We start from the raw sequence: 22875 nt of genomic DNA, 5'->3' as shown, positions 1-22875 counted from the left end.
GTTTTCTTTTGGTCACACGGCTTTCCCCTTGTTCCCGACCCCTTGCGATTGTTAGCAAGTTGCCCAAACAACCCCGAGGCAGAAATGGCGCATTCCCATCCCCCCGTGCAGACGATTTCGACCGGCCTGGTGGTGGCGGTGGTCGGGTTTTTCAGCTCGTTCCCGATTGTGTTACAAGGCCTTGCCGCTATGGGTGCCTCGGCAACTGAGGCTGCGTCCGGCCTGATGATGGCTGCGGTTGCGATGGGGCTGGCTGCCATAGTCCTCAGCCTCTGGTATCGGCAGCCGATCAGCGTAGCCTGGTCAACGCCCGGCGCTGCGTTGCTGGCGGTTTCTGCCACCCCTGCCGCCGGTTTTTCGGGGGCCGTCGGCGCGTTTCTGTGCGCCGGAGCGCTGACCGTTCTGGCAGGCCTGTGGCGTCCTTTGGGGCGGTTGGCGGCTGCAATCCCGACAACGCTGGCCCAAGCCATGCTGGGTGGGGTTCTGCTGCCGCTGTGTATTGTGCCATTCAAGGCGGCGGTTGAGCTGCCCTGGCAGGCATTGCCGGTCATCGTAACGTGGTTTGTCGCCGGCCGGATCAATCGGTTGATCGCAGTTCCTGCTGCGGTTACTGCGGCGGCGATTGTCGTTTTTCTGAACGCGGGCGACAGCTCGGTCCGGCCCGAGCATCTGGTGGCTGCCCCTGTTTGGACAATGCCGACGTTCTCAGTGGCCTCGGCCATAGGCATAGGCCTTCCGCTGTTCATCGTGACCATGGCCACGCAGAATATCCCCGGCATCGCGGTGATGCGCAGTTTTGGTTATGCACCCGAAGCTGGCAGGCTGTTCTCGGCCGTCGGCGGGGCCAGCATTCTGTCCGCGCCATTCGGAGCCCCTGCCACCTGTCTGGCCGCCATCACCGCGGCCATGTGTTCGAACGAGGACAGCCATCCGGACCGGGACCTGCGCTACTGGTCTGCGGTCATGGCAGGCTTATTCTACTGTCTGCTTGGCGTTTTTGCCGTGGCGATCACCGGGTTTGCCGCCCATGCCGACCCGCTGCTGATGGGAACGCTGACCGGGGTTGCGTTGATCGGTGTCATGGCAAACGCGACGTTTGCGGCGCTGGAAGTTCCTGCCGAACGGGAAGCGGCGATCCTGACATTTGCGATCACTGCTTCCGGTATCACCGTGTTCGGCTTGGGCGCGGCGGTCTGGGGTCTGGCGGCAGGCGGCATTGCTTATCTGGTTACGAAACGGACCCGGTGAACGCTTTCGTCTGCATCAATGGTCGCGTATAATCCTGCCATGCTTGGATCACTTGGAAAACTGGTGGAACGCCAGATCAAAAAGGCGCAGGCGGAAGGTCAGTTAGAGGGGCTGGACGGCGAAGGTCAGCCCTTGCCCGATCGTTCGACCGAGGCCCAGACCGATCCGGCCATTGCGGCCGGGCACCGGATCATGGCGCAGGCCGGTGTGCTGCCCGAAGAATTCAGTCTCAGGAAAGAACTGGACGCGGCCCGACAGGCCTATGCCGGTCTGACCGATGCCGCAGACCGAAAAGCGGCCATGGCGCGCATCGCCGATCTTGAGATGCGCTACAACATGGCCCGCGATGCGCGCCGGGCGTTCATGCGGTGATCACTTGAACTCGGGCTTGCGGCCCTGCATCTGGGCCGAGATGACCTCGATCTGATCCGGTTTGCCGATCAGTTCCACCTGTTCCGCCGATTCCTCCAGCAGCACCTCGGCGCGGGCCTTGCATTCGGCAACTTCGATCAGTCGCTTGGCGGCACGGATGGCCGAGGGGCTTTTGCCCGCGATATTTTCGGCCAGAGTCAGCGCTTCGGTCATTGGATCATCCGACAGTCTGGTAACAAGCCCCCAATCGGCGGCTTGCTGGGCGCCGATAGGGCGGGCTGTATAGGTCAGCAGGCGCAACACATCCGAGCGGACAAGTTGCGGCAACAGGACCATCCCGCCCATGTCGGGGATAATGCCCCATTTCATCTCCATCACGGCCAGCTTGCTTTCCGGATGGGCGATACGGATATCCGCGCCCAGAGCGATTTGCAGACCGCCGCCATAGGCCACGCCCTGAATGGCGCAGATCACCGGCACCGGCACCCGCCGCCAGATTAGCGCAAGCTCCTGCATCTCGTTGGCGTCGTGGTGGCTGCGCGTCATCAGCCATTCGGTCGGGTTCATATGGGCCATGTTGGCAAAGCTTGCCATGTCGAGACCCGCACAGAAGCTTTTGCCTTCGCCCGACAGAACAACGGCCCTTGCCTCCGAGGCCGCGACTTCCTGACCGGCGGCCAGGATCGCCTTGATCATCGCATCATCCAGCGCGTTCATCTTGTCGCCCCGGGTCAGCGTGACGTGGGCAATGTGGTCTTTGTATTCGACGGATACGCGCGCCATGCGGGGCCTCCCAGATCCTGTTTCGCCGATCATGCCCCGAAAGGCATGGCCAGTTCCACCACGACGTGAGGGCAGATCATCTGACCTGATGCTTGCCCAACCGGCCGCCCTGCGCTTATCTGCGCATATGACTGATCCGCGCTACACCCCGCTTGCCCGATCCCTGCCCGCCACCGTCCCGTTTGTGGGGCCCGAAACGCAGGAGCGTGACCGCGGTGCGCCGTTCGTGGCCCGACTGGGCGCGAATGAGAGCGTGTTTGGTCCCTCGCCCCGCGCCATTGAGGCGATGCAACGGGCCGCGAGCGAGATCTGGATGTATGGCGATCCCGAAAACCACGAGCTGCGCCACGCCCTGGCCGATCACCACGCCGTGTCCGTGAAGAATATCGTGGTGGGTGAAGGGATCGACGGGTTATTGGGCTATCTGGTTCGGCTGCTTGTCGAGCCGGGGGATGCGGTTGTGACTTCGGACGGGGCCTATCCGACCTTCAATTACCATGTCGCAGGCTTTGGCGGCGTGCTTCACAAGGTGCCTTATGCAAAGGATCAAGAAGATCCGGTGGCGCTGTTTGCCAAGGCGGCAGAAGTGGATGCCAAGCTGGTCTACCTGGCCAATCCCGACAATCCGATGGGAAGCTGGCATGCGGGTGCCGATATCGTGACCGCGCTGGACGGATTGCCCGATGGCTGCCTGCTGGTGCTGGACGAGGCCTATGTCGAATGTGCGCCGGAAGGAACGGCAGCGCCGGTCGCTGCGGATGATCCGCGCGTGATCCGGATGCGGACTTTTTCCAAGGGGTATGGAATGGCCGGGGCACGGGTCGGGTACGCCATTGCAGCACCGGGGCTGATTGCAGCCTTCAACAAGGTGCGCAATCATTTCGGAATGAACCGGGCGGCGCAGGCCGGGGCGTTGGCGGCGTTGCGGGACGGCGCATGGCTGTCCAACGTTCAGGGGCAGATTGCCGAGGCGCGCGACAGGATTGGCGCGATCGCGCGGGAGAACGGGTTAGACCCGCTGCCCTCAGCCACCAATTTTGTTGCCATCGATTGCGGGCGGGATGGGGTTTTTGCCAAAGCGATTCTGGATGCGCTGGTGGCGCAGGGTATCTTTGTGCGGATGCCCTTTGCCGCACCCCAGAACCGTTGCATTCGGGTTAGTTGCGGCGCGGCGGCCGATCTGGATGCCTTTGCGGCCGCGCTGCCCGGGGCGCTTGCAGCGGCTAGGGCGGAACCGGCCTGAAGCGCTGTGCCAGGGGGCTGTCTGCCCCCCAATCGCGCCCTAGGCGCGATCCCCCCCGAGGATATTTTTGGCCAGATGAAGGAGCGGATCTTTTCGGACTAGCCCGCCAGCGTTGCTGCCGCAGCTTCGAGCGCCCCTTTGCCGCGCGGGATATTCAGGGCGGCCATGGCGGTTTCCATTCCGCCCAGCATCGCCATAACCATCTGAGCGTTCACATGGCCCATGTGGCCAAGCCGGAAACAGCCGTCCCAGTCCTCCATCCCCAGACCGATTCCCAAGGTCAAACCCAGCTCTCGCTCGGTAAAGCTGCGCAGCGGCGTGCCCTGACCGTCGGTCAGGCGCAGGGCCGTGACGGCGTGGCTGCGAAAGGCGCGGTCGGCGACATTGAGCTGCAGCGCACCGCCCTGCGCCCAGATTTCACAAGCGCTCCAGATCGCGTGTGCGAGGCGTTCGTGGCGGGCCCACACCTGCTCGATACCTTCTGCGTGGATCAGGTCCAGCGCGGCGCGCAGACCGTAAAGGTGATGCGTCGGCGCAGTGCCGTTGAAATACTGGTAGAACAGGTCGGGATTGGCCCGCGGCTGCCAGTCCCAGTATTGCGACACGCGCGGCACGGCTGCGCGTTTGGCTTGTGCTTTGTCATTGAAGAAAACAAAGCCCGTACCGGCAGGGGTCATCAGGCCCTTTTGGCAGGCCGTGACCATAACGTCGACACCCCAGAGATCCATCTCGAACCGTTCGCAGCCCAGCGAGGCAATGCAATCGGCCATCAGCAGCGCGGGGTGGTCCAGTTCGTCCAGCAGTGCGCGCAGGGCCGGGATGTCGTTGCGCACCGAACTGGAGGTATCGACATGAACCGCCAGCACCGCCTTGTAGCGGTGTTCGGTATCGGCGCGCAGGGCCTCGGCGATGCGGTCAAAATCCCACGGCGAGGCGGTTCCGAAATCGATCAGGTCGACCTGCGCTCCGATGCCCTCGGCCATTTCGGCCCAGCCATGGGTAAACCGGCCCGACGCAGGGGCCAGAACGGTTTCTCCCGGTGCGATCACATTGGACAGTGCGGCCTCCCACGTGCCGTGGCCGTTGGCGATATAGATGGCCACGTCATGCTGCGTGCGCGCGACGCGGCGCAGGTCGGCGGTCAGCGCCGGCATCATGTCGATCAGCTCGCCGTCGTAGATATTGGGCGATGGGCGATGCATTGCCTGCAGCACCGCATCGGGCATGACCGACGGGCCGGGGATGGCCAGATATTCGCGCCCCCGCGCGAGGGAAACTTGCTGTGTCATGGGTCGCCTTGCCTGAATTGGCGCCTAACCTAACGCAGGTTGCGGCCGCGTCAATCCACCAGTTGCGAGGCCTCGCGCGCAAGTGACTCGATGCCGGGCCAGTCGCCATTCAGCACCATTTGCTTTGGCGCAACCCAACTGCCGCCAGCGCAGACAACGTTGGACAGCGACAGGTAATCGCGCGCATTCGCGGGCGAGACGCCACCGGTCGGGCAGAAGCTGATCTGCGGCAGGGGCGCACCGATGGCCTTCAGCGCAGGCGCGCCGCCCGAGGCCTCGGCCGGGAAGAATTTCAGCATGTCATAGCCCTGTTCCAGCAGGCGCATCGCTTCGCTGGCAGTGGCCGCGCCGGGCAGCAGGGGCAGGCCTTCGGCCTCGCAGGCGGCAATCAGGGCGTCGGTTGCACCGGGCGAGACGCCGAACTGCGCGCCCGCTTCTTTCGCCGCACGAACGTCATCGGGTGTGACCAGCGTACCCGCGCCAACAACACCGCCGGGCACCTGCGCCATGGCGCGGATGGCGTCCAACGCGGCAGGCGTACGCAAGGTAACCTCGAGCGCAGGCAGACCACCGGCCACGAGCGCTTCGGCCAGCGGGCGGGCCTGTGCCGCATCGTCGATCACAAGTACCGGGATAATGGGTGCCAGGGCGCAGATTTCGCGGGTACGTTGGGTTTTGGATGTCATGGCTCAGGCTCCGAAAATACTGGCGCCAGCATCGGCTGAGCCGACGTTGCCGCGGAACGCCGTAAACAGGTCCCGCCCGGTGCCGTGTTGGTTGGCCGAAAGGTCGGCGGTGACTGGTGTGCGGTCCAGAACGCCGGGCGTCAGAATCTCCAACTCCCCCTTCACTGCGTCGACGCGCAGCAGGTCGCCGTCCTGCAGATACGCGATGGCACCGCCATCCAGCGCCTCGGGGCAGACATGGATCGCAGCGGGGACTTTGCCGGACGCACCGGACATGCGGCCATCGGTGACCAGCGCCACCTTTTGTCCCCTGCCCTGCAGGATCGACAGGATCGGCGTCAGCGAGTGCAGTTCGGGCATGCCGTTGGCCTTTGGACCCTGAAAGCGGACGACGACAATGACGTCACCGGTGAATTCTCCGGCCTTGAAGGCGGCTTTGACCTCGTCCTGATCGTGGAACACGCGGACCGGAGCCTCGACCACCTGATGTTCGGGGGCGACGGCGGAGACCTTCATGACGGCAGTACCCAGATTGCCGGTCAGGCGGGACAGGCCGCCAGTGGGCTGGAACGGGTCTTTGGCCGGGCGCACGATCTTTTCGTTCAGGCTGTGGCCCGCGCCGTCTTCCCAGATCAGTTCGCCACCGACCAGCTTGGGTTCTTTGGTGTAGTTGTGCAGCCCCTGCCCCGCAACGGTCAGCGTATCGGGATGCAGCAGGCCGTCTTCCAACAGGGTTCCGATGCAATAGCCCAGACCGCCTGCGGCGTGGAAATGGTTCACGTCGGCCAGACCGTTTGGATAGACCCGCGCAACCAGAGGAACGACGGCGGAAATGTCGGAAAAATCCTGCCAATCCAAAACGATACCGCCTGCCCGCGCCATCGCGATCAGATGGATCAGCAGGTTGGTCGAGCCGCCGGTGGCCATCAACCCGACGATGCCGTTCACAAAGGCGCGCTCGTCCAGGATCTGATAGACCGGCGTGTAGTTGTTGCCCAACGCACTCAGCGACAGGGCGCGACGGGCGCCTTCTTCGGTCAGGGCGTCGCGCAAGGGTGTGTTGGGATTGACGAAGCTGGAGCCCGGCAGATGCAGGCCCATGAACTCCATCAGCATCTGGTTGGTGTTGGCGGTGCCATAGAAGGTGCAGGTGCCGGGGCCGTGATAAGCGGCGATCTCAGCGGCCATGAGCGCATCGCGCCCGACCTCGCCGGCGGCGAATTGTTGGCGGACCTTGGCTTTTTCGTCGTTGGGCAACCCGCTGGTCATGGGACCGGCTGGCAGGAAGACCGCCGGCAGGTGGCCGAATGACTGCGCACCGATCACCAGACCGGGGACGATCTTGTCACAAACACCCAGAAAGACGGCTGCGTCAAACGTGTTGTGGCTGAGGGCCACACCTGTGGCCAGCGCGATGACATCGCGGGAAAATAGCGACAGCTCCATTCCGGCCTCGCCCTGCGTGACGCCGTCGCACATGGCCGGTACACCGCCCGCGACCTGCGCCGTGCCACCCGCTGCGCGGATCGCGTCGCGGATCAGGGCCGGGTAGCGTTCGAACGGCTGATGGGCGGAAAGCATGTCGTTATAGGCGGTAACGATCCCCAAATTTCCAGCGGTTCCGGTGACCATGGCCTGTTGATCCGGTCCCGCGCCCGCATAGGCGTGGGCCTGACCGCTGCAGGACAGATGTGCGCGGGCCGGGCCCTTTGATCTTGCCTGCTCCATCCGATCCAGATGCGGGCCGCGCAAGGGGGCGCTGCGGTCAATGATCCGTTGGGTGACATCGGTGATGACAGAGTGAACCATGTTTAACCTCCGATCTGACGCCAGCGGCGGCCATCGCGATGCATCAGCATCAATGCTTCCTCGGGGCCAGAGCTGCCCTGATCGTAACGCGCCGGGCGGTCACCGCGGTTTTCCCAGCCCTGAATGATCGGGTCGACCCAGGCCCAGGCGGCCTCGGCTTCGTCCCCGCGCATGAACAGGGTCTGGTCGCCTCGGATGACGTCCATCACCAGACGCTCGTACGCGTCCGGCGCTTGTGCTTCGGCGCCCAGGGCGTCAGCAAAGCTCATGTCCAGCGCCACATCCGACAGGCGGAAACCGCCCGGACCGGGATCCTTGATGGTGGTACGCAGGGTGATACCTTCGTCCGGTTGCAGGCGGATCACCAATACGTTGCCGCGCAAGTGACCGACATTGGGGAAAATCGTGTGTGGCGGGTCACGGAAAAATACCGCGATCTCGGATTCACGGGCGCGCAGGCGTTTCCCGGTGCGCAGATAGAACGGCACGCCCGCCCAGCGCCAGTTGCCCAGATGGACCTTCAGCGCGATGAAGCTTTCGGTGCGGCTGGCGGGGTTGCCGACATGATCGACATAGCCGCCTTTGCCATGAACCGCCCGGTATTGACCGCGGGCAATGTCGGCCGGTGCGACGGGTTCCAGCGCCTCGATCACCTTGACCTTTTCGTCACGTACCGAATTGGGTGAGAATTTCGAAGGCGGCTCCATCGCCGTCAGGCACAGAAGCTGGACCAGGTGGTTCTGGATCATGTCACGCATGGCGCCGGACTGATCGTAGTACGCACCGCGCCCCTCGACCCCTACCGTTTCGGCCACGGTGATCTGAACGTGATCTATATGGGTAGAGTTCCAAAGCGGCTCGAACAGGGAATTGGCAAAGCGCAGAGCCATCAGGTTCTGCACGGTTTCCTTGCCCAGATAATGGTCGATCCGATAGATCTGATGTTCCTCGAAACAGGCGCGCAGCCCCTCATTCAGGGCGCGGGCCGAGGCCAGATCGTGGCCAAAGGGTTTTTCCACCACGATACGGCTGTCCGGTGTGGCCAGGCCGTTATCCTGCAGCCGCTGCGCAATCCCGGCAAACAGGCTGGGGCCCACCGACAGATAGAACGCCCGGACAACATCGTCGCGCAGGACCTTGCCCAGCTTGTCCCAGCCCTTTTCGCCCAGCGCGTCGACTGGCACGTATTCCACCCGCTCGAGAAAACGATCCAGCGTTTCTGCTTTGAACTCCGGCGCGAATTCCTGCATCGATGCGCGCACCTGATCGCGGAAACCGTCGCTGTCCATTTCCGTGCGGGCGGTGCCGATGATCCGCGCCTCGTCCGGCATCTGCCCGACTTCGAAACGGTGATACAGGCCCGGAAGGATCTTGCGCTGCGCCAGATCGCCTGATGCACCAAACAGCACAAGGTCGAACGGGTTGACGGGAATTACGCGTGAAACCATGACCGGGCTCCTTCAGAACACATTCGGATCACCTTAGCACCAGATCGCTGCAATACCGGTATCGTAGGTTATGTTATCGCTAACACTCGTGAGGTGAATAGGCAAAGCAGGCGCAAAGATCAACCCTGATTTCGCAACCATTCCATAACCGAGGGCCGCACCGACTGTTCGCCGCGATGCCGGGCATCGGCGATGATTTTGCGCACTTCCTGCAGGTTTGCCCGCAGCAGAACGCTTTTGACCGGGCCGATCGAGGCCGGACGCATCGACAGCGACCGGATGCCCATGGCCGCAAGGCACAGCGCCTCAACCGGGCGTCCGGCGTCCTCACCGCAGAAACTGAGCGGTGTGTTCGAGATGTTGCAACGCTCGACAATACGTTCGATGAAGCTGAGGAAGCTGACGTTCAGCGTGTCATAACGGCGGCGCACCAGTTCGTTTTCGCGGTCGGCCGCAAAGAAGAACTGTTTCAGGTCGTTTCCGCCAATCGAAATGAAATCGACCTCGTCAAAGAATTTTTGCGGGGCGAAGGCCAGCGACGGCGTTTCAAGCATCGCGCCCACTTCAAGCGTCTCAGGCAGGACATGGCCCAGACGTTTTTCCCGCTCGATGGTCTTGTTGACCTCCCAGCGGGCCTCGCGGAATTCGTCGGCCTGCGCCACGAACGGGAACATGATGGTCAGCGGGCGGCCGTTGGCGGCGCGCAGCAGCGCCTGCAGCTGCATGCGCATCACGCCGCGCTTGTCCAGACCCACGCGAATCGCGCGCCAACCCAAAGCCGGGTTCGGTTCGGCCACGTGCTTCATGTAAGGCAGAACCTTGTCGGACCCGATATCCAGCGTGCGGAACACAACGCGCTTTTCCCCCGCCGCATCCAGCACACGCTGATATTGCGTCACCAGCTCCGATCGTTTGGGCATCTGGTTGCGGATCAGGAATTGCAGCTCGGTCCGGAACAGGCCCACGCCTTCGGCCCCGGAATTACCCAGCGACGGCAGGTCGGCCATCAGGCCCGCGTTCATCACCAGATGGATCCGCTCTCCATCGCGGGTAACGGTCGGGGTATCGCGAATCGAGGCATAGCGTTCCTGCGCCTTGGCCTGCATGGCGATCTTGTCGCGGAAGGCGCTGACTACTGTGTCTTCGGGGCGCAGATGCACGACGCCGTTGTCGCCGTCGACCAGAATGTGGTCTCCGTTCAGGGCCTCGGTCGTGATGCGACCGACATGCACCACAAGCGGAATCGCCAGTGCCCGGGCGACGATGGTGGCGTGACTGCCGACGGAGCCTTCCTCGAGAACGATGCCTTTCAGCGACCGCCCGTATTCCAGAAGATCGCCTGGACCGATATTGCGGGCAATCAGGATCGGATCGGGCGGCAGGTCCGCCCCGTTGGTGTTGCCCTGCCCGGTCAGAATGCGCAGCAGCCGATTGCTGAGATCGTCAAGGTCCGCCAGCCGTTCGCGCAGGTACGGGTCTGTCACCTGCTCCATCCGCGCGCGGGCCTGAGACTGTTCCTTTTCTACCGCAGCTTCGGCGCTGAGACCGCGGGCGATGTCTTCCTCCATCCGGCGCATCCAGCCCTTCGAGTTGGCAAACATGCGATAGGCTTCCAGAACCTGCAGCTGTTCCTTGTCGCCGCCCTGCGAGATTTCGAGCATCTTGTCGACGCCCACGCGCAATTCATCGACCGCTTCGGTCAGGCGCTCGCGTTCGCGGTGGGGATCGTCTGCGATCGGGTTTGTCACGACAACGCGCGGTTCATGCAGCCAGACATGGCCTTCGGCAGATCCTTCCTGCGCCGGACCACCGGTCAGCTGGACCGATTGCTGATGCAGCGGCGACAGGGCCGCGCCCTCGCCGACAAAGGCGCCAAGCTCGGCCATTTCGGCCAGAACCATCGCGACCACTTCCAGCGCATAAATCTCGTCGGCGGAAAACTCGCGCGCCTCACGTGATTGCACGACCAGCACACCCAGTTTTTCGCCAAGCCTTTGCACCGGAACGCCCAGGAAGGACGAAAACCGCTCCTCACCCGTTTCCGGCATGTAACGGAAGCCTTTGGCCGAAGGAGCATTTGCTGTGTTGACCACCTTGCCCGACTTCGCCACCCGGCCCACCAGACCTTCGCCCATGCGCATGCGGGTCTTGTGTACCGCCTCGGGCGACAATCCTTCGGTTGCGCACAGCTCCAGCGTTTCCTGATCGCGGAACAGGTAGATCGAGCAGACCTCGGCCCGGATACTGTCGGCGATCAGATGCGTGATCCGGTCAAGTCGTTCCTGACCGGCGGCCTCGCTCGCCATTTCTTCGCGCAGCCGCCCCAGCAGCTTGCGGGATTCAGTTTCGGTGCCGTCCGCCATGGCCAAACCAATTTACGGTGTCAGGCAAAACCTTTGGCTGAAATGCTCAGGCCGCCTTGTCCAGTTCAAAGGCATCATGCAGTGCCTGAACAGCAAGTTCCATGTATTTCCGGTCGACCAGAACAGAAATCTTGATCTCAGAGGTTGTAATGACCTTGATGTTGATCCCCTCATCCGAGAGTACCTTGAACATTTTCGCAGCCACACCCGATTGCGAACGCATACCGATACCGACAACCGATACCTTGCAGACGTCATTGTCGGTGACCAGCTCGGCGTAGTTCAGCTCGCCCTTTTCCTTGATGGCATGCAACGCCTTTTCGGCGCGGGCAACCTGGTCGGTCGGGCAAGAGAACGTCATGTCGGTCCGGCCTTCGTCCGAAATGTTCTGAACGATCATGTCGACATTCACGCCTTCGTCGCTGAGCGCGGTGAAGATGGTCGTGGCGATGCCGGGGCGGTCGGCCACGGACACCACGGTCATTTTGGCTTCGTCGCGGGAATAGGCCACACCGGCCACAACATTGGATTCCATGATATCCTCCTCGTCGCAGACCAGAGTGCCGGCCTCGTCGGATTGTTCTTCGAAACTTGAAAGAACGCGCAGTTTCACCTTGTAACGCATGGCCAGTTCGACCGAACGGGTCTGCAAGACCTTCGCCCCCAGCGAGGCCAGTTCCAGCATCTCTTCGAACGCGATCCGGTCCAGCTTGCGCGCTTTTTCACAGATGCGCGGATCCGTGGTGTAAACCCCGTCCACGTCCGTATAAATGTCGCAGCGTTCGGCATCGAAGGCTGCGGCAAAGGCCACTGCCGTGGTGTCCGAACCACCCCGGCCCAGCGTGGTGATCCGACCTTCGGGGCTGATGCCCTGAAAGCCTGCAACCACGGCAACCTTCATGCCTTCGGCGAATTTCTGGTTGATGTTGCCGGTCGGAATGTCTTCGATCCGGGCCTGACTGTGTGCGCTTGTGGTCAGCAGCGGAACCTGCCAGCCTTGCCAGCTGCGCGCGGGCACGTCCATTTCCTGCAGTGTCAGCGCCATCAGGCCAGCAGTAACGTTTTCCCCTGAAGATACGACCGCATCATATTCGCGCGCGTCGTACAACGGCGATGTTTCGTCGACCCAACCCACCAGTTCGTTGGTCTTGCCCGACATGGCCGAGACAATGACGATCACGTCATAGCCCTTTGCCACTTCAACGCCCACGCGCTTGGCCGCGCGGCGGATGCGGTCGAGATTGGCAACCGAAGTGCCACCGAATTTCATCACGAGTACGGGCATGGGGGCAGGTGTCTCCGCGCCTATTATTTCTGGTCCCGAGCCTCATAAGCGAGGGGGGGCGCAAGGGCAAGGGCGCAAAGATGTCCTGATTGGCGCGCAGGCCGACTTTACAATGGGTTCCTGCGGTGCCAGCCTGCGTCTGACACATCCTTCACGAGGTTTTTTCATGTACCGTCTTGCTGCTGCCTTTGCCCTTTTGTCCTCGTCCGCTCTTGCTCAATCCGCGACACTGGCCGGAACCGATGGCAAGAACGCACTGGGTACCGTTCCCTGCGCCGCCATTGCCGGTGAACCTCTGCGCTCGTGCAACGCCGAGCTGCGTCGCCGCGACGATGGAACCGCGACACTGGCCGTTCAACTGAGCACCGGCGAAGTGCGGCAGATCTATTTCACCAATGGCGAACCGGAATCCAGCAGCTCGACATCGAAAATAACCTCCGAAACGCGTGGCGACATGATGGTGATCTTCATCGATCCCGGCGAGGTTTACGAGATTCCCAAGGCGGCGCTGGCCATTCAGTAAGGGTGCGCCTGACCGTCATAGGTTTCAAAACACCCTGAACTGTCCAGATTCAGCGTGTCGAAACGTTCGATCAGGCCTTCAACGGCCTGATCCACGGTGATGGCGGCCGCCGAGCCACCCATATCGGTCTGCACCCAGCCGGGGTGATAGATGCCGACGGCAATGCCCTCACCCTGCAGATCTGCCGCCAGATTCCGCCCCAGATTCAGCGCGGCGGCCTTGGATGCACGGTAGATGTAGCTGCCACCGGGCGCGCGCGTGTGCGAAGCCATTTGCGAGGACAGAATTGCGATCCTGCCTCTGGCCGCACGCAGGTTCGGCAACAGGGACTGGACCGTCAGAAAGACGCCGGTGACATTGGTCGCGAATGTCTGCGCCCACATGTCTGCCGGATATTTTTCGATGCCATGTCCTTTGTCGAGATAGACGCCTGCATTGCAGATCAGCAGATCAACAGGTTGACCAATCAGCCGTTCAGCCATGGCAGCGTGATGAGCGGGTTCTGCGACGTCCAGCTTAATCTGCGCAATGTCATCGCGCGCGGTTCCGATGACGTCATCACCCCTGTTCCGGTACCTTTCGGCCAGCGCCTTTCCAATACCGCGATTGGCCCCGGTGATCACAACGCGCACCGGTCAGTTCGTCTTTCGGCTGGGAACGAATGGCAGCGGGGCGACCGGAACACCGTCCTCGATCAGGGCCTTGGCCTCTTCCGCCTTGGCCTCGCCATAGATGGCACGGTCGGGCGCTTCGCCGAGGTGGATCTTGCGGGCCTCGGATGCGAAGTCCTTACCGACGTAATCCGAATTCTCTTCTACCTGGCGGCGCAGTTGCGTCAGGATCTTTTCGATCTCAAGCGATGGTTTTGCAACATTGATCGGCGCGGGCTCGGCCGGCGCGGGTTCCGGGCGCGCCACGGCATTGCGGGCGGGCCGGACACGGGGGGTCATGATCGCCTTTTCCACCTGCACACAGCCGCAAACCGCGCATGTCACCATGCCCGCAGCTGCAAGTTTGTCGTAGGCGGCGGCCGATTGAAACCAACTTTCAAATGTATGGCCGTTGCTGCATTTCAATGCGTACTGAATCATGTTTCGCCCAAAATACGTGTTACAAAATAGATACCGACCAATACCGTAATATCAAGCCCTTCCGGCCAGAAGTTGGCAGGGATATTGCCCAAAATCCCGCAACAATACGGAAAGTTCCGGCGAATTGACCCTTAAAGCAGCCTTTTCCGGAACGCACCATTCCCGCTTGCGCTCGTCGCTTTCCGGGAAATCCGAAGCCAGTGAGCTTACCAGCATCGCGAACACATCAACTTCGCACAGAAGTGTCCGTTTCTTGGAACGGTGCTTGATGTAAGTATACCGCCCCATCGCCTTTTTGTCGCACCGACCGACGGCGCCCGCTTCTTCCCACGCCTCCCGCTCGGCGGTTTCTGACGGGCTGAGCCCCAGGATAGGCCAGCCTTTGGGTATGATCCAGCGCCCGGAACGGCGGGTGGTAATCAAAAGGATCTCGGGCCGGTTTTGATGAATCCGGTAGCACAGCGCTGCCGCCTGTGAATGCACAGGACAAGCCCCGGCCTTGCGCCGAGAAGTTGGCGAATGCTTCGCGTTGTTCACGCTACCGCCTTTCAAATGGTATTAACGCCTGTTTTTCAGACCGAATTTCTGCTCTTATTTTGGGTCTGCTGAGGGTAAACATACCACATGATGCGGTACTTACCAAGCGGGACTGCAAAAGTCGGGCGTTATTTCATTCGCGAAGCCAAGCGGCGCACAAGTTCGTCATGCGGGATGTCAGCATCCACCGCCAGTCGGCGCAATCCGAAATGGACACGGGCAATCTGTTGATAGTAACGGGAATAGACATAGTTCGTGCTGCCTCCGGCCAAAGCACCCAGAACCGGAATGGACTGGGCCGCCAGTTTCTGGCCCAGAACCACCGACAGGCGCGGTGCAACCGCCGCGATCAGGCGCTGCATGGCCGGTCCGGTCAACGTCAGGCGCACGGAATAGAACCCCAGATCAGCCCCGTCATCATCTGACAGGGGCCCTGCGGCAGACAGGACCCGGACGCAATCGAATTTCACACCTTCTTCGGACGGGTCAAATCCTTCTCGGGCAGCGGCCCCCTGAATGGCACGCAGCAGCATGGCCGTTGTCGCGGGCAGCTCCATCAGGGCCGTCGACAGACCGCCCATACCACCTGCCGCTCCCATGGCCGTGCTGACGACGGTATTCACCCAAGGTTGCTGGTCGGGTATCGCCCGGCGCGATCCTTCTGCGGCATGCATGGCAATCCAAAGCGCCTGCTCCGTCGCGCCGGTCAGACCCAGACGCACGGGCTCAGGCAACTGATCCAGCAGAGATTCTGCTGATCCGCCAAGCGCATTAAGCAGTTTCACCCCCGCGCCACCGGCGGACCGGTAATGCCCTGCAAGCCGATCCAGTTCAGCGTCGGCATCCAGTTCTTCAACAAGAACCACGTTCTGCATCTGCCTCCTCCTCAGTCAGAAAGATCGGCACTCAGCAGGGCAGTTTCAATAGTTCAGCGGGTCCAGCGTGATACGAGGCCCTGCACCCCGCCCCATTTGCCGGGCACAAGTTCCAGCCCCAAAACACGGTCAGGATTGGTTGGCGGCGGCATTTCCACATGCTTCAGCAGCGAAAAACCAAACCGCGAGTAATAGGGCGCGTCCCCCACCAGCATGACCCGCGCCCAGCCTTTCTCGCGCCCGGCCAGCAACCCCTCGTGGATCAGGAAACCGCCAAGACCCTCGCCCTGATGGGTCGGGTGAACCGCCACCGGACCCAGCAACAATGCATCATGATCGCCGACATGGACCGGCCAGAACCGGATCGCACCGGCCAGAATACCCTGCCCGTCGCGGGCAACAAGCGACAGGCCCGCCACCGGTGGCACATCATCGCGCAGACGATAGGAAGACAGAGCCTCGCGACCGGGGGCAAAGCACAGGTCATAAAGCGCCTCGACCTCCCACCAGTCATCCGGCTGTTCCGGCCTGATCTTGAATTGCTGCACGCGCGCCCTCTTTTCCTTGCTGGAATTCGCCCTAGCACTTCGATACGCCTTGGGCAAACGCTTGGAGACCTTGATGTTCTATCGCCCCGAAGACGGCCACGGCCTGCCGCACAACCCCTTCAACGCCATCATCACCCCCCGCCCGATCGGCTGGATTTCGACGCGCGATGCGGAAGGGGTCAACAACCTGGCGCCTTATTCTTTCTTCAACGGGGTCGCCTATACGCCGCCTCAGGTAATGTTTGCCACAACCGGCACCAAGCACGATCAGGACGGTGGCAAGGACAGTATTGCCAATATCGAGGCCACCGGCGTTTTCTGCGTGAACGTCGTGGCGCATGCCCATCAGGATGCCATGAATGCCAGTTCGGCAGGTCTGCCGAAGGAAATTGACGAATTCGCCCATGCCGGGCTGACACCGATCGAGTGTGAAACCATCCCCTGCGCCCGGATCAAGGGCGCGCCTGCGGCTCTGGAATGCCGATTGACAAAGATCGTGACCCTGCCCGGAGAAGCCAACCGGGTGGTGTTCGGAGAAGTCATCGGTGTTCATCTCAATGACGCGCATATCCGCGACGGGCGATTTGACGTCACCTCGTTCAAACCGCTGGCCCGTCTTGGTTATCGGGACTACTCGGTTGTTACTGAGCTGTTCGCGCTCGAACGCCCGGACGATTGAGGGCGCAGAACAAGGGGGGCGCTGCCCCCGCCGCGGCAAGCCGCGACTCCCCCGGGATATTTTCGGCCAGGTGAAGAAACGGATCCTTCATTCATCTGGCCCCAAATATCCCGGAGCGCGAGGCAGAGCCTCGCAAAAAATCAGTGGCCGCCCAATATGCCGGTACGGACCGAATAGTCCACCGCCAGTTCGTAATCCGGGTCGTCGTCGCTATCGACCATCAGATGTCCGGCTTTGTTGAGCAATTTGTGGCAATCCCGGCTCAGGTGGCGCAGCATGACCCGCTTGTCTGCCGCCTCGTATTTGGCCGCGATATTCTCGATGGCCTGCAAGGCGGACTGATCCACAACCCGGCTGGCGGCGAAATCGATAATCACGGTTTCGGGGTCGTTCTGCACGTCGAAGATTTCAAGGAAGCCTTCCGACGACCCAAAGAAAAGCGGCCCCTGAATTTCATAGACCTTGGCGCCTTTTTCAGTCTCGGAATCGCGGGTGACCGCATGGATGCGTTTGGCGTTGTTCCAGGCATAGGCCAGCGCCGAGACAATCACGCCGACGACAACGGCGACCGCAAGGTCCTCCATCACTGTCACGACGGTGACCAGTACGATCACAAACGCGTCTGTCAGAGGCACTTTGCGCATGATGTTGAACGAGTTCCACGCAAAGGTGCCGATCACGACCATGAACATCACACCCACCAGTGCCGCCAGCGGGATCTGTTCGATCAGGGGGGCGGCAAACAGGATGAACACCAGCAGGAACAGGGCGGCAGCGATCCCCGCGACACGTGTGCGCCCTCCGGATTTCACGTTGATCATCGACTGGCCGATCATTGCACAGCCGCCCATGCCGCCGAAGAAACCGGTCACGACGTTGGCTGCGCCCTGCGCGATACATTCCTGCGATGCGCCACCGCGTTTGCCTGTTATCTCGCCCACGAGGTTCAGGGTCAGAAGGGATTCGATCAATCCGATTGCGGCCAGAATGACTGCATAAGGCAGAATGATCTCGAAGGTTTCCCAGTTCAACGGCACCATCGGGATGTGGAAGGCGGGCAAGCCGCCTTCGATCGAGGCCAGATCGCCGACGCGCGGCACGTCCAGCCCAAAGCCGATCACCAGTGCGGCGACAACCACGATTCCAGCCAGCGGGGCCGGCACAATACGCGTGATACGTGGCATCACCCAGATGACCGCCATGGTCAGAGCAACAAGGCCCAGCATGGTATAAAGTTGCATGCCCGACAGCCATTCACCGCCGCCCATGCCATGGCCGGTGTTTTCCATGGTTCCCGGCACCTTGAACTGCCCCATCTGGGCCAGAAAAATCACAATTGCCAGTCCGTTCACGAAGCCCAGCATCACCGGATGCGGCACCAGCCGGATAAACCGCCCCCAATGCATCGCCCCCGCAATGACTTGCAGGATACCCATCAGAACAACCGTGGCGAACAGGTACTCGACCCCGTGCTCCGCCACCAGCGCGACCATGACCACGGCCAGAGCGCCGGTTGCACCCGAGATCATGCCGGGGCGGCCGCCGATCAGAGCGGTGATCAGACCGACAAGGAACGCGGCGTACAATCCGACCAGGGGGTGTACGCCAGCAACGAAGGCAAAAGCCACGGCCTCGGGCACCAGTGCCAGGGCGACGGTCAGCCCCGAAAGCAGCTCGATCCGGATACGCGGCAGGGTGAAGCCTTCGTCCGGCATCCAGCGCAGATCGGGTATGGCAAGGCGATTGGCAAAACTTGCCAGCAAGGCTCGGGGCATTGGACGGTCCTGTCGGTTTTGATTGGTTCGCGCGAAGCGCGCCTTGTACCCGCCATTTCCCCCGCGAGGTACAGCATCTGGCGGGAACCTGCCATGCGCTGAGCACATAGCGAGATCACAGTCCACAGGGTCAGGCGCACAATCGGTTGAAACCACTTGTCAAATGGCCGCTGGCGGCTCAGAAATTTCAGGAAAGAAATTTTGGATCGGAGAAACGACGTGACCCAGACAAAGATTGCCGTCATTGGCGGATCGGGCATTTATGACATTGACGGGCTGGAAAATGCACAATGGGTCAGTGTCGAAACGCCATGGGGGGCACCGTCGGACCAGATTCTGACCGGATCACTTGAGGGGATCGAGATGGCGTTCCTGCCCCGGCACGGACGGGGGCATGTGCATTCGCCGACCGAGGTGCCATATCGCGCAAATATCGACGCGCTCAAGCGGCTGGGCGTGACGGATGTGATCTCGATTTCGGCCTGCGGTTCGTTTCGCGAACACATGGCACCCGGCGATTTTGTTATTGTGGATCAGTTCATTGATCGAACTTTTGCGCGCGAGAAGAGCTTTTTCGGAACCGGCTGTGTAGCCCATGTCAGCGTTGCGTACCCCACCTGCCCGCGTCTGGGCGATGCGTGCGAGACCGCGGGCAAGGCGGCAGGCATCACCGTGCATCGCGGCGGCACCTATCTGGCGATGGAGGGGCCGCAGTTCTCCTCGCTGGCGGAATCGAAGATGTATCGCGAACATTGGGGCTGTGATGTCATCGGCATGACCAACATGCCCGAGGCCAAACTGGCCCGCGAGGCCGAGCTTTGTTACGCATCCGTTGCCATGGTCACGGACTACGACAGCTGGCATCCCGATCACGGCGAGGTGGACGTGACCACGATTATCGCCACCCTGACCGGCAATGCGGAAAAGGGCCGCGCGCTGGTCAAGGGGTTGCCTCCCTTGCTAGGGGCCGAGCGTGCGCCCTGCCCGCATGGCTGTGACCGGGCGTTGGAGTTTGCGATTCTGACCGCACCGGAAAAGCGCGACCCGGCCTTGCTGGCCAAACTGGATGCGGTCGCCGGGCGGATCCTCTGACGTCAGTTTTTTGTCAGGCTCTGTTCGACCACGTCCCAAAGGCCGCGCGACCAGAGATCGTTATGCGTACCGTCGGGGATCACATGAAGCTGCGCCGTATCCCCGGCCAGAGCCGCCAATGCCTCGGCGTGATTCAACGGGATGGTTTCGTCCATCGTGCCGTGGAAGATCAGGGTCGGCACAGTAACATCGTCGATGATGTCCCGCGTCGCGAACTGATCTTTCATCAGGGTTGAGACCGGCAGCCAGGGATACCGCTCGGCCGCGACGTCGACCGTTGCAGTAAACGGCGCCTCAAGCACGAGCAGTCTGGCATCCGGGCGTTGTTCGGCCACCGCGGCCGCGACCCCGGTTCCAAGGCTTTGGCCGTGCAGGACAACGGTCTCGCCAGCACTGCTCAGCCTGTCGAACAGGTGCACCCCGTCGGAAATCAGCGCCTGTTCGGATGGCTCGCCCCCGCTTCCGGGAAACCCGCGATAGCTGGGCGCCAGCAGCCCGTATCCGCTGTTCAGGATTTCGCGAAACCGTTCGGACCGGTCACCAAGGTTCCCGGACTGGCCGTGAAAGAACAGAACGGTCGGCGCGCCGTCGATGGCCGGAGGCGCGGACCAGGCCGTCAATACCGTGCCGTCGGACATCGGCAGCGAGATCACGTCGACATCCGCCAGCCCGATCGCAGCAGGTTCGGGCAGTTCGCCCTCGGGCTTGAACAGCAGTGACTTCTGGTTGAGGTACATGTAGCTGACCGCGCCGACATACAAAACGGCCCCGGCCAGAACGAGCCCGGTCAACGCGCGCCGGATCCGGGTGATACCCGGTACAGCAGCTTTTGCATCCGGTTTTGCGTGTTGCGTCTGTACCATTGGCCCCTCCGACACTCAGGCTTGCATTACAGGTCTGACGCTTTGAGCCGTATTTCAAGGCTCGGGTACAGTGCTTTATTGAATCTTAATCTGTTGCCACGAAGCCAGCCAGCGCAGGTTTCGCACTTTACATGGTTGAAACGCGCGGCGACCTCTCCATGTTGACGAAGATTATCGTGTGGCGGCAAATATTTAGCCGGCCACCGCCAAATGTGAGGACCGATGACACGTCTCAAGGCGCTGGATGCCGCCCGCTACTTGGCCTATTGCGGGATGGTGCTGGTCAATTTCCGCATTGCAGCCGGCGTGGAGCCAAGCAGCGACTGGGCCTCGGCCCTGGTCGACGCGCTTGAGGGGCGCGCGGCTGCGCTTTTTGTGGTGCTGGCCGGGGTCGGCATCGGATTGTCGCAAATTTCTGCCAGCCTGCTGTTGCGCCGCGCCGCATTTCTATTCGGGCTGGGCCTGATCAACATCACCGTGTTCGACGCGGATATCCTGCATTTCTACGCGCTGTACTTTGTTGTCGGCGCGGCGTTCCTGACCGCCACGACGCGCGGCTTGTGGCTTGGCGCGTTGGGGATTGTCGCACTGTCGGTGCTTGCGATGCTCAGTTTCGACTATGACCGGAGCTGGGACTGGGCCACCCTGACCTACACCGACCTGTGGACCTTGCCCGGGTTCCTGCGCAACGCGCTGTTTAACGGCTGGCATCCGGTCCTGCCCTGGGCCGCGTTCTTGCTGATCGGGATGGCGATCGGGAGGACACAATTGCAAACCCTGTGCATTCAACACCGCCTGATCATCTGGGGTTTCGCCGCCGCCGTTCTGGCGCTGTTTCCGCAAATGCTGATCCACGACCCCGAACTGAAGGCCTGGCTGGGCACCGAATCCATCCCGCCCGGTCCGTTCTATATAATGGCGGGCACGGGGACGGCATGTCTGATAATCGGACTGTCACTCAAACAATGGCCCGTGATCGAGTGGGCAAAACTGGCCCCTTCCCTGGTGGCGCCGGGCAGGCAGAGCCTGACCCTGTACATGGCACATATCCTGGTCGGGATGGGCATTCTTGATGAGACCGGATTGCTGGACGGTTCCCTGACCGCGCCGCAGATCGTGGGGTACGCACTGCTGTTCTGCGCCGCATCGTCGCTTTTTTCCCTGATGTGGTTCCGCCGCTTCAAGCGGGGCCCGCTTGAGGCGCTTATGCGATGGGCAACCGAACCACGAAAGGCTTGACGGCAACCGCGCGGCAAGTCTTTCTGTGAGACGAAATTACAGGATGCCTCATGTCGACAGATCTATGGCTGGCCTTTGTCGCCGCTTCCACCGCCCTGCTGCTGATCCCCGGGCCGACAGTTTTGCTGATACTCAGCTACGCCTTGTCGAAAGGGCGCAGTGTCGCCGTCGCCTCGGCCACCGGCGTGGCGCTTGGCGATCTGCTGGCGATGACGGCATCCCTGCTGGGACTTGGGGCGCTGGTTCTTGCCTCGGCCACCTTGTTTTCCGTTCTGAAATGGGTCGGGGCGGCCTATCTGGTCTGGCTGGGTATCAAACTGCTGCGCAGCGCTCCGTCAGGCGGGCTGAGCACCGTCCGCACCGAGCGCGAGGTGACGGCGCGCGGCGTTTTTGGCCATGCGGCGGCCGTGACGGCGCTGAACCCCAAGTCCATCGCCTTTTTCATCGCTTTTGTGCCGCAGTTCCTGCGCCCGGATGACCCGCTGGGCCCGCAGTTCACGATCCTGATAGCTACATTTGTCGGGCTGGCCTGGCTGAACGCGCTGGCCTATGCGCTGCTGGCCGACCGACTGCGCCTGATGATCGGACGTGCCAATGTCATCACCGCAATGACCCGGTTCGGCGGATTGGCGTTGATCGGAATGGGATTTGCAACCGCCATTCTGCGCCGCCCTGCCTGACGCTACTCCTCGGCGTGTTCCTTCATGAACCCACGAATGAAGCGTCGGATTTCGCGCGCGGCCGAGGTGTCCAGCTCTTTGCATAACTCGACAAAAGCGTCACGCTCATCTCTGTCCAGCCGCAGGACCAACTGACTGTTTTTCCTGGTAGAACCTTTACCGATTTTCTGTGTCACGCCTCTGGACCCCGTCAAATTCTCGATTCCTTTAGCTGTGCATTGTATATACATTGCATAGAAAATGTAGATATCACATGCACAGCAGTAAAACAGGGCGTGTAGCAATGAACCTTAGCGTCGCTCAGGCCTTCCTTCTGAAAGATCAGCGCAACTGGCGCAAGCCGCATCTGTCGTGGCTGCCTGTGGGACGTTACTGCTACTACGGCCTTCCCATGGCGCTGCCAAAGCGCCGCAGGTGAGCCCGAAAAGCCAAACTTTGCTTGCGTGA

24 protein-coding genes are annotated in these 22875 nt (G+C 61.6%); 9 read left to right on the top strand and 15 right to left on the bottom strand.

Annotated elements, in window-relative coordinates; genetic code table 11:
- Positions 1–84: 84 nt before the first annotated feature.
- Complete coding sequence (locus ACR0J2_RS12080) at positions 85–1248, top strand: benzoate/H(+) symporter BenE family transporter (protein WP_480812691.1); 1164 nt, start codon at positions 85–87, stop codon at positions 1246–1248.
- Between the two features lie 39 nt (positions 1249–1287).
- On the top strand, positions 1288–1620 hold the full coding sequence (locus ACR0J2_RS12075; protein ID WP_480812690.1) for a DnaJ family domain-containing protein: 333 nt from the start codon (positions 1288–1290) through the stop codon (positions 1618–1620).
- On the opposite strand, the gene ACR0J2_RS12070 is transcribed toward ACR0J2_RS12075, so the two are convergent.
- Positions 1621–2403, bottom strand: a complete 783-nt coding sequence (locus ACR0J2_RS12070) for a crotonase/enoyl-CoA hydratase family protein (protein ID WP_480812689.1) — start codon at positions 2401–2403, stop codon at positions 1621–1623.
- A 127-nt stretch (positions 2404–2530) separates the two neighbouring features.
- Between ACR0J2_RS12070 and ACR0J2_RS12065 the strand changes: the two genes are divergently transcribed.
- Positions 2531–3646 (top strand): pyridoxal phosphate-dependent aminotransferase, encoded by a 1116-nt coding sequence (locus tag ACR0J2_RS12065; protein ID WP_480812688.1) that lies wholly within the window; start codon positions 2531–2533, stop codon positions 3644–3646.
- A 98-nt stretch (positions 3647–3744) separates the two neighbouring features.
- Here ACR0J2_RS12065 and ACR0J2_RS12060 read toward each other — a convergent pair whose 3' ends face one another.
- The 6 genes from ACR0J2_RS12060 to ACR0J2_RS12035 all read right to left on the bottom strand — a co-directional run bounded on the left by ACR0J2_RS12060 (position 3745) and on the right by ACR0J2_RS12035 (position 12526).
- The gene (locus ACR0J2_RS12060) at positions 3745–4935 is read right to left on the bottom strand and encodes a pyridoxal-phosphate-dependent aminotransferase family protein (protein ID WP_480812687.1); all 1191 of its coding nucleotides are present in this window, start codon (positions 4933–4935) and stop codon (positions 3745–3747) included.
- 50 nt (positions 4936–4985) lie between these two features.
- A complete protein-coding gene (locus ACR0J2_RS12055; protein WP_480490454.1) occupies positions 4986–5621 on the bottom strand; it encodes a bifunctional 4-hydroxy-2-oxoglutarate aldolase/2-dehydro-3-deoxy-phosphogluconate aldolase in 636 nt (211 codons plus the stop codon).
- 3 nt (positions 5622–5624) lie between these two features.
- Entirely contained in the window at positions 5625–7430 is a 1806-nt protein-coding gene (gene edd, locus ACR0J2_RS12050) for a phosphogluconate dehydratase (RefSeq protein WP_480812686.1), read from the bottom strand.
- Between the two features lie 2 nt (positions 7431–7432).
- A complete protein-coding gene (gene zwf, locus ACR0J2_RS12045) occupies positions 7433–8878 on the bottom strand; it encodes a glucose-6-phosphate dehydrogenase (protein ID WP_170613200.1) in 1446 nt (481 codons plus the stop codon).
- 119 nt (positions 8879–8997) lie between these two features.
- Positions 8998–11241: a phosphoenolpyruvate--protein phosphotransferase gene (ptsP, locus tag ACR0J2_RS12040; RefSeq protein WP_170613202.1), complete on the bottom strand. Its 2244-nt coding sequence runs from the start codon at positions 11239–11241 to the stop codon at positions 8998–9000.
- Positions 11242–11287: 46 nt separating this feature from the next.
- Complete coding sequence (locus ACR0J2_RS12035) at positions 11288–12526, bottom strand: aspartate kinase (RefSeq protein WP_170613204.1); 1239 nt, start codon at positions 12524–12526, stop codon at positions 11288–11290.
- Positions 12527–12692: 166 nt separating this feature from the next.
- On the opposite strand from ACR0J2_RS12035, the gene ACR0J2_RS12030 reads away from it, so the two are divergent.
- On the top strand, positions 12693–13049 hold the full coding sequence (locus ACR0J2_RS12030) for a hypothetical protein (protein ID WP_480812685.1): 357 nt from the start codon (positions 12693–12695) through the stop codon (positions 13047–13049).
- Here the strand turns inward: ACR0J2_RS12030 and ACR0J2_RS12025 are convergent.
- The 5 genes from ACR0J2_RS12025 to ACR0J2_RS12005 form a co-directional block, all read right to left on the bottom strand.
- Entirely contained in the window at positions 13043–13681 is a 639-nt protein-coding gene (locus ACR0J2_RS12025) for an SDR family oxidoreductase (protein WP_480812684.1), read from the bottom strand. The genes ACR0J2_RS12030 and ACR0J2_RS12025 overlap by 7 nt on opposite strands.
- Positions 13682–13684: 3 nt before the next feature.
- Positions 13685–14140, bottom strand: a complete 456-nt coding sequence (locus ACR0J2_RS12020; protein WP_170807785.1) for a DUF1178 family protein — start codon at positions 14138–14140, stop codon at positions 13685–13687.
- Positions 14141–14191: 51 nt separating this feature from the next.
- Positions 14192–14677, bottom strand: coding sequence for an NUDIX hydrolase (locus ACR0J2_RS12015; RefSeq protein WP_170807784.1), 486 nt, complete (start codon positions 14675–14677; stop codon positions 14192–14194).
- A gap of 128 nt (positions 14678–14805) precedes the next feature.
- Positions 14806–15552 carry an EcsC family protein gene (locus ACR0J2_RS12010; RefSeq protein WP_170613214.1) on the bottom strand — a complete coding sequence of 249 codons (747 nt, stop codon included), beginning with the start codon at positions 15550–15552 and terminating at the stop codon, positions 14806–14808.
- Between the two features lie 53 nt (positions 15553–15605).
- Positions 15606–16100, bottom strand: coding sequence for a GNAT family N-acetyltransferase (locus tag ACR0J2_RS12005; RefSeq protein ID WP_170816797.1), 495 nt, complete (start codon positions 16098–16100; stop codon positions 15606–15608).
- Positions 16101–16173: 73 nt separating this feature from the next.
- Here ACR0J2_RS12005 and ACR0J2_RS12000 point away from each other — a divergent pair, with 73 nt between their 5' ends.
- Entirely contained in the window at positions 16174–16779 is a 606-nt protein-coding gene (locus ACR0J2_RS12000) for a flavin reductase family protein (protein ID WP_480812683.1), read from the top strand.
- Between the two features lie 140 nt (positions 16780–16919).
- Here ACR0J2_RS12000 and ACR0J2_RS11995 read toward each other — a convergent pair whose 3' ends face one another.
- Entirely contained in the window at positions 16920–18554 is a 1635-nt protein-coding gene (locus ACR0J2_RS11995) for a SulP family inorganic anion transporter (protein WP_170816795.1), read from the bottom strand.
- A 219-nt stretch (positions 18555–18773) separates the two neighbouring features.
- Between ACR0J2_RS11995 and ACR0J2_RS11990 the strand changes: the two genes are divergently transcribed.
- Complete coding sequence (locus tag ACR0J2_RS11990; protein WP_480812682.1) at positions 18774–19646, top strand: S-methyl-5'-thioadenosine phosphorylase; 873 nt, start codon at positions 18774–18776, stop codon at positions 19644–19646.
- Positions 19647–19648: 2 nt separating this feature from the next.
- Here ACR0J2_RS11990 and ACR0J2_RS11985 read toward each other — a convergent pair whose 3' ends face one another.
- Positions 19649–20509: an alpha/beta hydrolase gene (locus ACR0J2_RS11985; protein WP_480812681.1), complete on the bottom strand. Its 861-nt coding sequence runs from the start codon at positions 20507–20509 to the stop codon at positions 19649–19651.
- A gap of 222 nt (positions 20510–20731) precedes the next feature.
- Here ACR0J2_RS11985 and ACR0J2_RS11980 point away from each other — a divergent pair, with 222 nt between their 5' ends.
- On the top strand, positions 20732–21748 hold the full coding sequence (locus ACR0J2_RS11980) for a DUF418 domain-containing protein (protein WP_480812680.1): 1017 nt from the start codon (positions 20732–20734) through the stop codon (positions 21746–21748).
- A 50-nt stretch (positions 21749–21798) separates the two neighbouring features.
- Positions 21799–22428 (top strand): LysE family translocator, encoded by a 630-nt coding sequence (locus tag ACR0J2_RS11975; RefSeq protein WP_170613228.1) that lies wholly within the window; start codon positions 21799–21801, stop codon positions 22426–22428.
- Positions 22429–22430: 2 nt separating this feature from the next.
- Here the strand turns inward: ACR0J2_RS11975 and ACR0J2_RS11970 are convergent, their stop codons facing one another.
- On the bottom strand, positions 22431–22604 hold the full coding sequence (locus ACR0J2_RS11970; RefSeq protein ID WP_480812679.1) for a hypothetical protein: 174 nt from the start codon (positions 22602–22604) through the stop codon (positions 22431–22433).
- A gap of 107 nt (positions 22605–22711) precedes the next feature.
- Between ACR0J2_RS11970 and ACR0J2_RS11965 the strand changes: the two genes are divergently transcribed.
- Positions 22712–22846 (top strand): hypothetical protein, encoded by a 135-nt coding sequence (locus tag ACR0J2_RS11965; protein ID WP_480812678.1) that lies wholly within the window; start codon positions 22712–22714, stop codon positions 22844–22846.
- The last annotated feature ends 29 nt before the right edge of the window (positions 22847–22875 follow it).

Source organism: Ruegeria sp. CG4, from assembly GCF_056537185.1.
The sequence above is the reverse complement of the archived record's forward strand: the minus strand, read 5'-3'. Positions and strand labels throughout refer to the sequence as shown.

Coding starts and splice junctions, on each gene's coding strand:
- ACR0J2_RS12080 (WP_480812691.1), top strand. CDS start 85: ATGGCGCATTCCCATCCCCCCGTGCAGACGATTTCGACCGGCCTGGTG.
- ACR0J2_RS12075 (WP_480812690.1), top strand. CDS start 1,288: ATGCTTGGATCACTTGGAAAACTGGTGGAACGCCAGATCAAAAAGGCG.
- ACR0J2_RS12070 (WP_480812689.1), bottom strand. CDS start 2,403: ATGGCGCGCGTATCCGTCGAATACAAAGACCACATTGCCCACGTCACG.
- ACR0J2_RS12065 (WP_480812688.1), top strand. CDS start 2,531: ATGACTGATCCGCGCTACACCCCGCTTGCCCGATCCCTGCCCGCCACC.
- ACR0J2_RS12060 (WP_480812687.1), bottom strand. CDS start 4,935: ATGACACAGCAAGTTTCCCTCGCGCGGGGGCGCGAATATCTGGCCATC.
- ACR0J2_RS12055 (WP_480490454.1), bottom strand. CDS start 5,621: ATGACATCCAAAACCCAACGTACCCGCGAAATCTGCGCCCTGGCACCC.
- edd (WP_480812686.1), bottom strand. CDS start 7,430: ATGGTTCACTCTGTCATCACCGATGTCACCCAACGGATCATTGACCGC.
- zwf (WP_170613200.1), bottom strand. CDS start 8,878: ATGGTTTCACGCGTAATTCCCGTCAACCCGTTCGACCTTGTGCTGTTT.
- ptsP (WP_170613202.1), bottom strand. CDS start 11,241: ATGGCGGACGGCACCGAAACTGAATCCCGCAAGCTGCTGGGGCGGCTG.
- ACR0J2_RS12035 (WP_170613204.1), bottom strand. CDS start 12,526: ATGCCCGTACTCGTGATGAAATTCGGTGGCACTTCGGTTGCCAATCTC.
- ACR0J2_RS12030 (WP_480812685.1), top strand. CDS start 12,693: ATGTACCGTCTTGCTGCTGCCTTTGCCCTTTTGTCCTCGTCCGCTCTT.
- ACR0J2_RS12020 (WP_170807785.1), bottom strand. CDS start 14,140: ATGATTCAGTACGCATTGAAATGCAGCAACGGCCATACATTTGAAAGT.
- ACR0J2_RS12010 (WP_170613214.1), bottom strand. CDS start 15,552: ATGCAGAACGTGGTTCTTGTTGAAGAACTGGATGCCGACGCTGAACTG.
- ACR0J2_RS12000 (WP_480812683.1), top strand. CDS start 16,174: ATGTTCTATCGCCCCGAAGACGGCCACGGCCTGCCGCACAACCCCTTC.
- ACR0J2_RS11995 (WP_170816795.1), bottom strand. CDS start 18,554: ATGCCCCGAGCCTTGCTGGCAAGTTTTGCCAATCGCCTTGCCATACCC.
- ACR0J2_RS11985 (WP_480812681.1), bottom strand. CDS start 20,509: ATGGTACAGACGCAACACGCAAAACCGGATGCAAAAGCTGCTGTACCG.
- ACR0J2_RS11980 (WP_480812680.1), top strand. CDS start 20,732: ATGACACGTCTCAAGGCGCTGGATGCCGCCCGCTACTTGGCCTATTGC.
- ACR0J2_RS11975 (WP_170613228.1), top strand. CDS start 21,799: ATGTCGACAGATCTATGGCTGGCCTTTGTCGCCGCTTCCACCGCCCTG.
- ACR0J2_RS11965 (WP_480812678.1), top strand. CDS start 22,712: ATGAACCTTAGCGTCGCTCAGGCCTTCCTTCTGAAAGATCAGCGCAAC.